Annotated in this window: 8 protein-coding genes and 4 pseudogenes; 10 read left to right on the top strand and 2 right to left on the bottom strand. The window is 71.8% G+C overall.

Annotation, left to right across the window (positions count from 1 at the left end; all coding sequences use genetic code 11):
* The first annotated feature begins 23 nt into the window (after positions 1–23).
* Positions 24–305, top strand: a complete 282-nt coding sequence (locus HDA41_RS15125) for an HU family DNA-binding protein (RefSeq protein ID WP_003990598.1) — start codon at positions 24–26, stop codon at positions 303–305.
* Positions 306–406: 101 nt separating this feature from the next.
* Here HDA41_RS15125 and murA read toward each other — a convergent pair whose 3' ends face one another.
* Positions 407–1,747 (bottom strand): UDP-N-acetylglucosamine 1-carboxyvinyltransferase, encoded by a 1,341-nt coding sequence (gene murA, locus HDA41_RS15120; RefSeq protein ID WP_184984268.1) that lies wholly within the window; start codon positions 1,745–1,747, stop codon positions 407–409.
* Positions 1,748–1,999: 252 nt separating this feature from the next.
* Here murA and HDA41_RS15115 point away from each other — a divergent pair, with 252 nt between their 5' ends.
* Both HDA41_RS15115 and HDA41_RS15110 read left to right on the top strand, forming a co-directional pair.
* Positions 2,000–2,572 (top strand): YqgE/AlgH family protein, encoded by a 573-nt coding sequence (locus tag HDA41_RS15115; RefSeq protein ID WP_184984266.1) that lies wholly within the window; start codon positions 2,000–2,002, stop codon positions 2,570–2,572.
* 29 nt (positions 2,573–2,601) lie between these two features.
* Entirely contained in the window at positions 2,602–2,883 is a 282-nt protein-coding gene (locus HDA41_RS15110) for a DUF3039 domain-containing protein (RefSeq protein ID WP_184984264.1), read from the top strand.
* A 13-nt stretch (positions 2,884–2,896) separates the two neighbouring features.
* On the opposite strand, the pseudogene HDA41_RS15105 reads toward HDA41_RS15110, so the two are convergent.
* Positions 2,897–4,142, bottom strand: a pseudogene (locus HDA41_RS15105) (RNA-guided endonuclease InsQ/TnpB family protein).
* 206 nt (positions 4,143–4,348) lie between these two features.
* On the opposite strand from HDA41_RS15105, the pseudogene HDA41_RS42700 reads away from it, so the two are divergent.
* The 7 genes and pseudogenes from HDA41_RS42700 to HDA41_RS15070 all read left to right on the top strand — a co-directional run.
* Positions 4,349–4,744: pseudogene (locus HDA41_RS42700) on the top strand (extracellular solute-binding protein); the annotation flags it as partial.
* A gap of 36 nt (positions 4,745–4,780) precedes the next feature.
* Positions 4,781–5,408, top strand: a pseudogene (locus HDA41_RS42695) (carbohydrate ABC transporter permease); the annotation flags it as partial.
* A 37-nt stretch (positions 5,409–5,445) separates the two neighbouring features.
* Positions 5,446–7,048 (top strand): annotated as a pseudogene (locus HDA41_RS15090) (beta-N-acetylhexosaminidase).
* A 260-nt stretch (positions 7,049–7,308) separates the two neighbouring features.
* Positions 7,309–8,202 carry an FAD binding domain-containing protein gene (locus HDA41_RS15085; RefSeq protein ID WP_184984262.1) on the top strand — a complete coding sequence of 298 codons (894 nt, stop codon included), beginning with the start codon at positions 7,309–7,311 and terminating at the stop codon, positions 8,200–8,202.
* The gene (locus tag HDA41_RS15080; protein WP_184984260.1) at positions 8,199–10,613 is read left to right on the top strand and encodes a 2Fe-2S iron-sulfur cluster-binding protein; all 2,415 of its coding nucleotides are present in this window, start codon (positions 8,199–8,201) and stop codon (positions 10,611–10,613) included. The genes HDA41_RS15085 and HDA41_RS15080 overlap by 4 nt, the downstream gene beginning before the upstream one ends.
* On the top strand, positions 10,610–12,919 hold the full coding sequence (locus HDA41_RS15075; RefSeq protein WP_184984258.1) for a xanthine dehydrogenase family protein molybdopterin-binding subunit: 2,310 nt from the start codon (positions 10,610–10,612) through the stop codon (positions 12,917–12,919). Before HDA41_RS15080 ends, HDA41_RS15075 begins: the two co-directional genes overlap by 4 nt.
* Complete coding sequence (locus tag HDA41_RS15070) at positions 12,919–13,458, top strand: AAA family ATPase (RefSeq protein ID WP_184984256.1); 540 nt, start codon at positions 12,919–12,921, stop codon at positions 13,456–13,458. The genes HDA41_RS15075 and HDA41_RS15070 overlap by 1 nt, the downstream gene beginning before the upstream one ends.
* Positions 13,459–13,537 lie beyond the last annotated feature (79 nt).

Raw genomic sequence — 13,537 nt, 5'->3', positions numbered from 1 at the left:
AAGATGAACACGGGAGTAACAACATGAACCGCAGTGAGCTGGTGGCCGCGCTGGCCGACCGCGCCGAGGTGACCCGCAAGGACGCCGACGCCGTGCTGGCCGCGTTCGCCGACGTGGTCGGCGACATCGTCTCCAAGGGGGACGAGAAGGTCACCATCCCCGGCTTCCTGACCTTCGAGCGCACCCACCGTGCCGCTCGCACCGCCCGCAACCCGCAGACCGGCGAGCCCATCCAGATCCCGGCCGGCTACAGCGTGAAGGTCTCCGCGGGCTCCAAGCTCAAGGAAGCGGCCAAGGGTAAGTGACCTGGCCGTTCGTACGTCCCAGGACGACGTACGAGGCACAGTGACACCAAAGGGGCGGCCACCCGAACCGGGTGGCCGCCCCTTTGGCATCATTGCGCGTGCTATCCGAGCGCCTTGCCCGGCAGCTCGACCTTCGCCCCGAGTTCCACGAGCTTCTCCATGAAGTTCTCGTAGCCCCGGTTGATCAGGCCGATGCCGTGGACGCGGGACGTGCCCTGGGCCGCCAGCGCCGCGATGAGGTACGAGAAGCCGCCGCGGAGGTCGGGGATGACCAGATCGGCGCCCTGGAGCTTGGTGGGGCCGGAGACGACGGCCGAGTGGAGGAAGTTGCGCTGGCCGAAGCGGCAGTTCGAGCCGCCCAGACACTCGCGGTAGAGCTGGATGTGCGCGCCCATCTGGTTCAGGGCGGAGGTGAAGCCGAGGCGGGACTCGTAGACCGTCTCGTGGACGATGGACAGGCCCGTGGCCTGGGTCAGGGCCACCACCAGCGGCTGCTGCCAGTCGGTCTGGAAGCCGGGGTGGACGTCCGTCTCCAGCGCGATGGACTTCAGGTGGCCGCCGGGGTGCCAGAAGCGGATGCCCTTGTCGTCGATCTCGAAGGCCCCGCCCACCTTCCGGTAGGTGTTCAGGAACGTCATCATCGAGCGCTGCTGGGCGCCGCGGACGTAGATGTTGCCCTCGGTCGCCAGTGCGGCGGACGCCCAGGACGCGGCCTCCAGGCGGTCGGACAGGGCGTGGTGGTTGTAGCCGCCGAGTTTGTCGACACCGGTGACGCGGATGGTCCGGTCGGTGTCCATCGCGATGATGGCGCCCATCTTCTGCAGGACGCAGATCAGGTCCTCGATCTCCGGCTCGACAGCCGCGTTCGAGAGCTCGGTGACTCCCTCGGCGAGCACCGCCGTCAGCAGCACCTGCTCGGTCGCGCCCACGGACGGGTACGGCAGCCGGATCTTCGTACCGCGCAGCCGCTGCGGCGCCTCCAGGTACTGCCCGTCCGCCCGCTTCTCGATCCGCGCGCCGAACTGCCGCAGCACGTCGAAGTGGAAGTCGATGGGCCGGCCGCCGATGTCGCAGCCGCCGAGGCCCGGGATGAACGCGTGGCCGAGGCGGTGCAGAAGGGGGCCGCAGAACAGGATCGGGATCCGGCTCGAACCGGCATGGGCATCGATGTCAGCGACGTTCGCGCTCTCCACGCGCGTCGGATCCATCACCAGTTCGCCGGGTTCGTCCCCCGGACGGACCGTCACACCGTGCAGCTGCAACAGACCCCGTACGACCCGTACGTCACGGATGTCCGGAACATTGCGGAGCCGGCTCGGAGCGCTGCCCAGCAGCGCTGCCACCATGGCCTTCGGTACGAGGTTCTTCGCACCGCGGACCCGGATCTCGCCCTCCAGCGGGGTTCCGCCGTGGACAAGCAGGACATCGTCGTTGACGGTCATGAATCTCGCGTTCCGTGGAGTCGGGCAGGGGCCAGGAGGGAAAGGGTAATCGCCCTCCACCCCCCTTCCGTAAGCCTGAGTCGGACCCAGCCACGTCATAGCTCTGTCACAACACGAACCGTTCCGTGCCGGGCACGTGGGGTCACGGTCACGTCCCCGCGCGCCGGACGCATCAGTGCGCCCTGAGCTGCGTTCACTCCCGTCCCCGCACTGCCTCCCCACGCGGAGGGAAGATGCGGGATCATGTCTGGCATGACCGAGGTGTCCTCGCTCACAGGGCGGCTGCTCGTGGCCACGCCCGCCCTGGCGGACCCGAACTTCGACCGCGCGGTGGTGCTGCTCCTCGACCACGACGAGGAGGGCTCCCTCGGTGTCGTCCTCAACCGCCCCACCCCGGTGGGCGTGGAGGACATCCTGGAGGGCTGGGGAGATCTCACCGGCGAACCCGGCGTCGTTTTCCAGGGCGGCCCGGTGTCGCTGGATTCGGCCCTCGGGGTCGCCGTCGTCCCCGGCGGCGCGTCCGGGGAGGCCGCACCGCTGGGCTGGCGCCGGGTGCACGGCGCGATCGGTCTGGTCGATCTGGAGGCCCCGCCGGAACTGCTGGCCTCCGCCCTCGGCTCGCTGCGAATCTTCGCCGGATACGCCGGCTGGGGCCCGGGCCAGCTGGAGGACGAGCTGGTGGACGGCGCGTGGTACGTCGTCGAGTCGGAGCCCGGCGACGTCTCCTCGCCGTCGCCGGAAAGACTCTGGCGCGAGGTGCTGCGCCGCCAGCGCAACGAGCTGGCGATGGTGGCGACGTACCCGGACGACCCTTCGCTCAACTGATGTCCGGGAGCTTCAGTACCCTTGGGCCTATGAGCACTCTCGAGCCCGAGCGCGGGACTGGTACGGGGACCCTCGTAGAGCCGACGCCGCAGACCTCTCACGGTGACGGTGACCACGAGCGCTTCGCCCACTACGTCCAGAAGGACAAGATCATGGCGAGCGCCCTCGACGGCACCCCCGTCGTGGCGCTGTGCGGCAAGGTCTGGGTGCCGGGCCGCGACCCGAAGAAGTACCCGGTGTGTCCCATGTGCAAGGAGATCTACGAGTCCATGAGCTCCGGCGACGACGACAAGGGCAAGGGCGACAATTGACGTGCTCCCCGGCCTAAAGGCCGGGGATTCCGGCCTGGGTCGGCTGACCCTTCCGGCGGCTTCCTGCTTCACCGCGCTGTGCGGGCACGTGTGCCCGTCTGACCGGCGCTCCACAGGCGTTTGGCGTCTCCGCCCGTCCGGCGGCGACGATCCGGCGTCCTTCGAAGAGGACGTTGCGGGCTGCGTTGTGGTCGCGGTCGTGCATCGTGCCGCATCCGCCGCACGTCCACTCCCGCACGTGCAGAGGCTTGGGGCCGTCCCTGAATCCGCAGGCCGAGCAGACCTGAGAAGACGGGAAAGCGGTGGTCCACCCTGGCGAAGGTGCGGCCGTGCAGAGCCGCCTTGTACTCCAGCATGCCGACGAAGGCGGACCATCCCGCGTCGTGCACGGACTTGGCGAGCCGAGTACGGCCCAGACCGGAGACCGCGAGGTCTTCCACGTACACCGCTTGGTTGTCGCGAATGATCCGTGTGGATGCCTTGTGGTGCCAGTCCCGGCGCCGGTCCGCCACCCTGGCGTGCTGGCGTGCGACCTTGATGCGGGCCTTGGCCCGGTTCTTCGATCCCTTGGCCTTGCGGGACAGCTCCCGCCCAAGGCGCTTGAGTTTCTTCTCCGCCCGGCGCAGGAAGCGCGGGCTGTTGATCTTCGTCCCGTCGGACAGGACCGCGAAGGCGGACAAGCCGAGGTCGATCCCGGTATCGGTCTCCAGCTCGGGGAGGGTGTCCGGCTCGGTGTCCACGACGAAGCTGAGGAAGTACCGGCCGCAACTGTCCTTGGTCACGGTCAGGGACGTGGGCGCGGCCGGAAGACGGCGCGACCACCTGACTTTGAGGTTGCCGACCTTGGCCACGTACACCGTGCCGTCGTCCTGGAGGGAGAAGGCGTTGGTGGTGAGGCGGATCGACTGCCGGGTGTCCTTCTTCGACTTATAGCGGGGCGGCCCCACTTTCCGGCCCTGCCGCTTGCCCAGGATCGAGTCGAAGAAGTTCTTGTAGGCGGTGTCCAGGTCCCGCAGGGACTGTTGCAGGACGACCGCTGACACGTCGGCAAGCCAGGCGCGTTCCTCTGTGCGCTTGGCCTGGGTGATACGCAGCTTGGAGAGATCCGCTGACTTCACATACGGCAGCCCGGCCGCGTGCGCTCCCCTGCGGTCGCGCAGGCAGTCGTTCCACACGACACGGGCGCACCCGAACGCACGCGTCAGCGCACGGCGCTGGGTGGCGTCCGGGTAGGCCCGGTAGTTGTAGCGGAGCTGCATGTCGATCACCGTATGGATGCTTCATGGCCGCTCGCGGCAAAAGATCATATCCAACCGGAATTGCGCACGACGTGAGCAAGTGTGTTCGAGTCGACGCGTGCACCGGTGCGGGGTGTTCGACGACGAGGTGCTGACAGGCTGCGAAGAGATCATGCGCAAGGTGTGCGAGGACTTCGAGGTGGTGTAGAAGGAGTTCTACGGCGACCGTGATCACGTACGCCTGCTGGTCCACCACCCGCCGAAGATCACCGACTCTTGGCTGGTCCGCAGTCTCAAGGGCGTCCCCGTGCGCCGGATACGGCTGGGGTTCCTCCCGGCCGAAGGTTGGGGGACGGTTCACCGACACGGCCGGCTATGTGAAGGACGGCGGACTCCTCGACGTCACGAAGGAGTTCGACTGGAACGAGGCGAAGGACACTGACCCGACGGCCAAGCAGTCGGTGACGGTCGATGGCAAGGTCTACGGCGCCCCCTTCTACGTCGGCGTCCGCGCGCTGTACTACCGCAAGGACGTCTTCGAGGAACTCGGCCTGTCCGTCCCGAAGCCGATGGCCGAATTGGCCTCCACCGCCCGCAAGATCCGTACCGCGAAGCCCGACCTGTACGGGCTGGCGGTCGGCGGTGCCTTTAATTCGGCCGGATACTTCCTCAACAGCCTCCTCGTCGCGGGCTGTGTGGTGATCGCCTCCGCGCTCATCGCGTTTCTCGCCGCGACCGCCGTGACACGATTCCGGTTCCGCCTCCGGACCGCCTTGCTGATCATGTTTCTGGTGGCCCAGATGGTGCCCGTGGAGGCACTGACGATCCCCCTCTTCTTCCTCATGCGGGACTTCGGCCGGCTGAACACCCTGGGCACGCTGATCCTGCCCCACATCGCCTTCTCGCTGCCCTTCGCGATCTGGATGCTGCGGGGGTTCGTGAAAGCCGTTCCGGAGGCGCTGGAGGAGGCCGCCTGCATCGACGGGGCGAGCCGGACGCGATTCCTGTGGCAGATCCTTTTCCCGCTCGTCCTGCCGGGGCTCGTGGCCACCAGCGTGTTTCTTCATCTCCGCCTGGAACGACTTCCTCTTCGCCAAGTCGTTCATCATCAGTGACACTTCCCAGTCGACGCTGCCGATGGCCCTGCTGGTCTTCTACAAGCCCGACGACCCGGACTGGGGCGGCGTCATGGCCGCCTCCACGGTGATGACGATTCCGGTGCTGATCTTCTTCGTACTCGTACAGCGGCGCCTGGTCTCCGGACTGGGCGGCGCGGTGAAGGACTGACGTGACTCCTCCGAACACGGACGTGGTTCCGGCGCCCTTGAGCATCGAGGCCGGGGACGGGCAGGGCTTCCTCCTCGACGCGGGCACCGGGATCGAGGAGGGCCCCGGCACCGAGCGGGTCGCGCGGTGGCTGCGCGCGACCGTGGGCGCGGCGACCGGCCTGCCGCTGGACCCGCACACCGGCGACGCCCACCGCGTCCGACTGCGGATCCAGCCTGCCCTCGGCGGACCCGAGGCGTACCGCCTGACGGCCGACGCCGACCGTGTCCTCATCGAAGGGGCGAGCCCCACGGGCTTGTTCTGGGGCGCACAGACCTTCCGTCAGCTGCTCGGCCCCGAGGCCTTTCGCCGCGCCCCGGTGACAGGCAGGCAGGAGTGGCAGGTGCCCGCCGTCACGATCCACGACGCCCCGCGATTCCGCTGGCGCGGCCTGATGCTCGACGTCGCCCGGCACTTCATGCCCAAAGAAGGCGTCCTGCGCTATCTCGACCTGATGGCGGCGCACAAACTCAACGTCTTCCACTTACATCTGACGGACGACCAGGGTTGGCGCATCCAGATCGAGCGGCATCCCCGGCTGACGGAGATCGGCTCCTGGCGGGCGCGGACCAAAACCGGCCACGGGGCCTCGCCGCTGTGGGAGGAGAAGCCGCACGGCGGCTACTACACCCAGGACGACATCCGGGAGATCGTCGCCTACGCCGCCGAGCGGCATATCACCGTCGTCCCCGAAATCGACGTACCCGGCCACTCGCAGGCCGCCATCGCCGCGTACCCGGAACTCGGCAACACCGACGTCATCGACACCACCGCCCTCTCCGTCTGGGACACCTGGGGAATCAACCCGAACGTACTCGCCCCCACTGACAACACCCTGCGCTTTTACGAGGGCGTCTTCGAGGAAGTGCTGGAGCTGTTCCCGTCGGAGTTCGTCCACGCCGGCGGCGACGAATGCCCCAAGGAGCAGTGGCGGCGGTCCGCGGCGGCCCAGGCGCGCATCAGGGAACTCGGCCTCGCGGACGAGGACGAGCTCCAGTCCTGGTTCATCGGGCACTTCGACGCGTGGCTGGCCGCGCGCGGGCGCCGGCTGATCGGCTGGGACGAGATCCTGGAGGGCGGGCTGGCGCAGGGCGCGGCCGTGTCCTCCTGGCGTGGCTACGCCGGAGGCATCGCCGCCGCGCGGGCCGGCCACGATGTCGTCATGTGCCCCCAGGAGCAGGTGTATCTGGACCACCGTCAGGCCCCGGGCCCCGGGCCCCGACGAGCCGGTACCGATCGGGTGGGTGCGCACCCTGGAGGACGTCTACCGGTTCGAGCCCGTGCCCCCGGAGTTGACGCCCGAGGAGGCCCGTCATGTGCTCGGCACCCAGGCCAACGTGTGGACCGAGGTGATGGAGGACCACGCGCGCGTGGACTACCAGACGTTCCCCCGGCTGGCGGCCTTCGCCGAGGTCGCCTGGAGCACCCTGCCCGCCCCGGCGGAACGGGACTTCGCTGGCTTCGAGCGCCGTATGACCGCCCACTACCAGCGGCTCGACGCCCTCGGCGTCGCCTACCGGCCGCCGGCCGGCCCGCTGCCCTGGCAGCGGCGCCCCGGGGTGCTGGGCCGCCCGATCGACGGCCCGCCGCCCCACCGGTAGTACCGGGCCGCCGCTACCGAACAGGTCGAACACGCCACGGAAAATGCGCACAAGGGTCACCGAAAGTGCCAATCGGCACGCATAGGCGAACCCGTGCGAAAACGGGCCATCTCCCCGATGAGGTGGGCGAATGCCTCCTAGCGGACCCGTGTCCTCGGCTCTCGCCAAGATGTGCCAGAGTTGCCACGTCCGCCCTGTCAGCACGTACCGTACGGCAGCACAGGTGGGACCAGGTGGGGCAGCGGGAAGGGGCAGCCGGTTTGACCACGCACGCACCGCAGGCGGCGCAGGCCGTCACGCTGCCCACGACGCTGGACGAGGCCGTCGCGGCACTCACCGCCGTGCCCGCCGCCGTGCCCGTCGCGGGCGGCACCGACCTGATGGCCGCCGTCAACTCCGGGCAGCTCAGGCCCGCCGCGCTGGTGGGACTCGGCCGGATCAGCGAGATCCGAGGCTGGCAGTACCTGGACGGACACGCGCTGCTCGGCGCGGGCCTCACGCACGCGCGCATGGGCCGCCCCGACTTCGCGGCCCTGATCCCGGCGCTCGCCGCCGCCGCGCGCGCCGCGGGCCCGCCGCACATCCGCAACGCGGGCACCCTGGGCGGCAACATCGCCTCCGCCGCACCCACCGGGGACGCGCTGCCGGTGCTGGCCGCCCTGGAGGCGACACTGATCATCGCGGGCCCGGGCGGAGCCCGCCGGGAGATCCCGGTGTCGCACCTGCTGGCCGGGGTGGACATGCTGCGCGCCGGCGAACTCATCGGCTACGTGCGCGTGCCGCTGCTGCACGCCCCGCAGGTCTTCCTGAAGGCGACCGGCCGAACCGGCCCGGGGCGCGCGATGGCGTCCGTGGCCTTGGTCCTGGACCCCGCACGCCGGGGTGTGCGCTGCGCGGTGGGTGCCATAGCGCCGATGCCGCTGCGGCCTCTGGAGGCCGAGCAGTGGGTCGGCCGGCTCATCGACTGGGACAACAACCGCGCGCTCGTGCCGGAGGCCCTGAGCGCCTTCGGGGAGTACGTCGCCGCGGCCTGCATCCCCGACGCGGCCCCGGCCGAGGACGGCTCCGTACCGCAGCTTCCGCCCGCCGTACTGCACCTGCGGCGCACCGTCGCCGCGCTGGCCCGACGAGCACTGGGGAGGGCGCTGTCGTGACCGACGACCAGCACGGAGAGGGCACGCCCCGGGGCGGGAGCCGCTGGGACCCGCTGCCCCAGGGCGAGTACGACGACGGGGCCACCGCCTTCGTCCAACTCCCCGAGGGGGGCGTCGACGCTCTGCTGGCGGCCGACAGCCCCCTCGCCGCGCCCGGCCACGGCTACGTACCGCCGCAGATAACGGTCGACCCCGCCACGGACGCCGGAACCGACCCGGCCGCCCCCGGCGCGTGGCCGGTCCCCGGCGCGCCCGTCGACGGCGCCCAGTGGCACGACCAGCACGCGGCGCATCAGCAGGGCCACGAGCACGGCGGTCACCAGCAGCCGGGGCACGACACGGGGGAGCGGTCGTACGTCTCTCAGACGCCGTACGGATCCGGCACGCCGTACGGCTCCGACGCGGGGCCGGGGTGGCACCGCGGGGACGACCGCTTCACGTACAACCCGGGCGCCACCGGGCAGTGGAACTTCGACGACGCCACGGCGGCGGAGTCCGCGCCCGGCCATGACGTGACCGGGCAGTGGTCCATCCCCGTCGCCGGGGGCGACCTTCCGGACGAGTCGGGCGAGTTCACCACGTCCTCGCTGGTCGAGCAGTGGGGCGGCACCCCACCGCCCACGCTGCCGGGCGGTGCGCCCGCGCCGTGGGCGACACAGGCGGCCGGCCTGCCGTGGGGGCAGCAGGACCCGCAGGACACGGCGGGGCAGGAGCAGGCCGGGCCGGGCCATCCGCACGGGCACGAGCAGGGCGGCGGGCACGGGCAGCCTGGAGCTGCCGGACCGGTCTCCGGGTACGCCCCGGAGCAGCCGCCCGCCGGGCACCTGCCGCAGGAGGCGGAGGGCGCTGGGCAGGCTCCGGAGCCGTCCGGGTTCGACGACTATGCGGAGTCGCCCGGATTCGGCGGCCATGGGCCTGCGCCATCCGAATTCGACGGCCATGGGCCGGAGATGCCGGAGATGCCCGACGCCGGTCACGCACCTCAGCCGCCCGACGGTGCCGACCATCCGCAGGAGCAGCCGACGTTCGCCGGCCACGGTTCGGAGCCGCACGGCTTCACGGACCACGGCTCGGAGCCGTCCGCCTTCACGGACCACCACGGCTCGGAGCCGTCCGCCTTCACCGACCACGGCCCGGATTCACCCGCCTTCACGGACCACCACGGCCCGGAGCCGCACGGCGGACCCGGCCACGGCTCGGAGCAGCCGGCCGCCGACCACGGTTCGGAGCCGCACGCCTTCACGGACCACCACGGCTCCGAGCCGCACGGCGTACCCGGACACGCGCCGGACCCGTCGGGTCACGTCGGTGAGCCGCCCGAGCACCCCGCCGGCGCCGATGACGCGCCCGAGCACCACGAGCACCCCGGGCCGGCCACGCACACCCCCGAACAGCCCGCGTCTTCCCAGCCGTATCCCGAGGCCCCGGGGGAGGCCCCCGGCGAGCCCGCGCCCGAAACACCCGCGGAAGCCGCCGCGCCCCCGCAGAACGCCCAGGACGCCTCACAAGGCGCTCCCGGCCCCGGTGAGGCCCCCGAGGACGCCCCAGAGGCCGCAGAGGGCGCCGACGCCCCCGCCGAGCCGTCCGCCGGGCCCCTCCCGGCCGAGGCGGACCCGGCGGCCGAGGCGGACCCGGACAACGCCGGACCGGAGGACGCCGACGGCGAGACCCCGGACGACCCGGCACCGCAGGACCCGTCCGCCGTCGCGCACGACTCGGCCGACACCGAGGGTGAGCCGTCCCAGGACGCGCCCTCCACGGCCCCGCAGGAGGACCACCCCCTCGCCTCCTTCGTCCTGCGCGTCAACGGCACCGACCGCCCCGTCACCGACGCGTGGATCGGCGAGTCCCTGCTGTACGTGCTGCGCGAGCGGCTCGGACTCGCGGGGGCCAAGGACGGCTGCTCGCAGGGCGAGTGCGGCGCGTGCAACGTCCAGGTCGACGGGCGGCTCGTCGCGTCCTGCCTGGTCCCGGCCGTGACCGCCGCCGGCAGCGAGGTCCGTACCGTCGAGGGCCTGGCGGAGGACGGGCAACCGTCGGACGTGCAGCGGGCACTGGCGCGCTGCGGCGCCGTGCAGTGCGGCTTCTGCGTGCCCGGCATGGCGATGACCGTGCACGACCTCCTGGAGGGCAACCCGGCGCCCACCGAGCTGGAGACCCGCCAGGCGCTGTGCGGCAACCTGTGCCGCTGCTCCGGCTACCGGGGCGTGGTGGACGCCGTGCAGGAGGTCGTCGCCGAACGCGGGGCACACTCCGCGCCCGTCGACGGCGACACCGGCGAGGCCCGTATCCCGCACCAGGCGGGTCCGGGCGCCGGCGGCGTCAACACGTCGGCCTTCGGCTCGCCCCCGGAACCGCACACTCCCGACCCCCATGACCAGCCCTACGGCCAGGACGGAGGCCCCGCGTGAGCAACGAAGCAGCCACCGCACAGGCCGCGGAGGCCGCCCCCGCCCCCGAACCGCTGCCGCACGGCCTGGGCGCCTCCCTCCCGCCCGCCGACACCCGCGCCAAGACGGAGGGCACGTTCCCGTACGCCGCCGACCTGTGGGCCGAGGGCCTGCTGTGGGCGGCCGTGCTGCGCTCACCGCACCCGCACGCGCGCATCGTCTCCATCGACACCTCCCACGCGCGCGAGATGGCCGGCGTGCGCGCGGTCGTCACCCACGAGGACGTCCCCGGCAGCCCGCTGCACGGCCGCGGCAAGGCCGACCGTCCGGTCTTCGCCTCCGAGGTCGTACGCCACCACGGCGAGCCCATCGCCGCCGTCGCGGCCGACCACCCGGACACCGCGCGCATGGCCGCCGCGGCCGTCATCGTCGAGTACGAGGTGCTCGACCCGGTGACCGACCCGGAGCAGGCCTTCGAGGCGGAGCCGCTGCACCCCGACGGCAACCTGATCCGGCACATCCCACTGCGCCACGGCGACCCGGAGGCGGCCGGCGAGATCGTCGTCGAGGGCCTGTACCGCATCGGCCGCCAGGACCCCGCGCCCATCGGCGCCGAGGCGGGCCTGGCCGTACCGCGCCCGGACGGGGGTGTGGAGCTGTACCTCGCCTCCACCGATCCGCATACCGACCGCGACACGGCCGCCGCCGCCTTCGGCCTGGAACCCGAGCGGGTCAAGGTCGTCGTCACCGGTGTCCCCGGTGCCACGGCCGACCGCGAGGACCAGGGCTTCCAGCTCCCGCTCGGCCTGCTGGCGCTGCGGACCGGCTGCCCGGTGAAACTCGCGGCCACGCGCGAGGAGTCCTTCCTCGGGCACGTCCATCGCCACCCCACCCTGCTGCGCTACCGCCACCACGCCGACGCCGAGGGCAGACTCGTGAAGGTGGAGGCGCAGATCCTGCTCGACGCGGGTCCCTACGCCGACACCTCCGCCGAAGCCCTCGCCGCCGCCGTCGCGTTCGCCTGCGGCCCGTACGTCGTCCCGAACGCCTTCATCGAGGGCTGGGCCGTCCGCACCAACAACCCTCCGTCCGGCCACGTACGCGGCGAAGGCGCCATGCAGGTCTGCGCCGCCTACGAGGCACAGATGGACAAGATCGCCAAGAAGCTCGGCCTCGACCCGGCCGAGGTCCGGCTGCGCAACGCCATGGCGACGGGCGACGTGCTCCCGACCGGCCAGACGGTCACCTGCCCGGCTCCCGTCGCCGAGCTGCTCCAGGCGGTCCGGGACTTCCCTCTCCCTCCGTTGCCCAAGGACACGCCCGAGGAGGAGTGGCTGCTGCCCGGCGGCCCCGAGGGCGCGGGCGAACCGGGCGCGGTGCGCCGGGGCGTGGGCTACGGCGTGGGCATGGTGCACATGCTCGGCGCGGAGGGCGCGGACGAGGTCTCCACGGCGACCGTGAAGGTCCACGACGGTGTGGCGACGGTGCTGTGCGCGGCCGTCGAGACCGGACAGGGCTTCACGACCCTGGCCCGGCAGATCGTGCAGGAGACGCTCGGCATAGACGAGGTGCACGTGGCGCCCGTCGACACCGACCAGCCCCCGGCGGGCGCCGGCTGCCGGGGCCGGCACACCTGGGTGTCGGGCGGCGCGGTGGAACGCGCGGCCAAGATGGTCCGCACACAGCTCCTCCAGCCGCTCGCCCACAAGTTCGGCATGTCCACGGAGCTGCTCCAGATCACCGACGGCAAGATCACCTCGTACGACGGAGTCCTCTCGACGACCGTCACCGAGGCGCTGGACGGCAAGGAACTGTGGGCCACCGCCCAGTGCCGCCCGCACCCGACCGAGCCGCTGAACGAGGCCGGCCAGGGCGACGCCTTCGTCGGCATGGCCTTCTGCGCGATCCGCGCGGTGGTGGACGTCGACATCGAGCTCGGTTCCGTACGGGTCGTGGAACTGGCCGTCGCCCAGGACGTGGGCCGGGTCCTGAACCCCACCCAGCTGGCCGCCCGGATCGAGGCGGGCGTGACCCAGGGCCTGGGCATCGCGCTGACCGAGAACCTGCGCACCCCGCGCGGCCTGATCCGCCACCCGGACCTGACCGGCTACGCCCTCCCGACCGCCCTCGACGCGCCCGACATCCGCATCGTCAGGCTGGTCGAGGAACGGGACGTGGTCGCCCCCTTCGGGGCCAAGGCGGTCAGCGCGGTGCCGGTGGTGACGTCCCCGGCGGCCATCGCGTCCGCCGTACGGGCCGCCACGGGCCGCCCCGTGAACCGGCTGCCGATCCGCCCGCAGGCCGCTGTGGTCACGGAACGGTCCTGATGCCCGAGCCGGCCGGGGTCGTCCTGGTCACCGGGGTGATGGCGGCCGGCAAGTCGACGGTCGCGCAGGCGCTGGCGGAGACCCTGCCGCGGGCCGCGCACGTCCGCGGGGACCTGTTCCGGCGCATGATCGTGTCCGGCCGCGAGGAGTACCTCCCCGGCGCCGGGGACGAGGCCGAGGCCCAACTCCGGCTCCGCTACCGCCTGTCGGCGGCGACGGCGGACGCGTACGCCGAGGCCGGGTTCACGGCGGTCGTGCAGGACGTGGTGCTGGGTGAGGACCTGAGGACGTACACCGGTCTGGTGCGCACCCGCCCGCTGTACGTGGTCGTCCTCGCGCCGCGGCCCGAGGCGGTGGCCGCGCGGGAGGCGGAGCAGCCGAAGACGGGATACGGCGCCGCCTGGACCGTCGGCATGCTGGACGAGGCGCTGCGCACGCGGACGCCGCGCATCGGACTGTGGCTCGACACCACGGAGCTGACGGTGGAACAGACCGTGGAGGCGATTCTCGCGGAAAGGGAACGCGCGAGGGTGCTCTGAGCGTCTGGTGAGGTGGACGCGCCCTTGCTGGGCGCGTCGCTGTTCCGGGGCGTTGTCAGTGGTGGGGCGTACTGTTCTG

It is taken from the genome of Streptomyces caelestis (genome assembly GCF_014205255.1).
GTDB classification, from domain to species: domain Bacteria; phylum Actinomycetota; class Actinomycetes; order Streptomycetales; family Streptomycetaceae; genus Streptomyces; species Streptomyces caelestis.
The sequence above is the reverse complement of the archived record's forward strand: the minus strand, read 5'-3'. Positions and strand labels throughout refer to the sequence as shown.

Bases quoted from the DNA above. Each gene is read 5' to 3' on its own strand.
- HDA41_RS15110 (WP_184984264.1), top strand. From the start codon at position 2,602: ATGAGCACTCTCGAGCCCGAGCGCGGGACTGGTACGGGGACCCTCGTA.
- HDA41_RS15115 (WP_184984266.1), top strand. From the start codon at position 2,000: ATGACCGAGGTGTCCTCGCTCACAGGGCGGCTGCTCGTGGCCACGCCC.
- HDA41_RS15070 (WP_184984256.1), top strand. From the start codon at position 12,919: ATGCCCGAGCCGGCCGGGGTCGTCCTGGTCACCGGGGTGATGGCGGCC.
- HDA41_RS15125 (WP_003990598.1), top strand. From the start codon at position 24: ATGAACCGCAGTGAGCTGGTGGCCGCGCTGGCCGACCGCGCCGAGGTG.
- murA (WP_184984268.1), bottom strand. From the start codon at position 1,747: ATGACCGTCAACGACGATGTCCTGCTTGTCCACGGCGGAACCCCGCTG.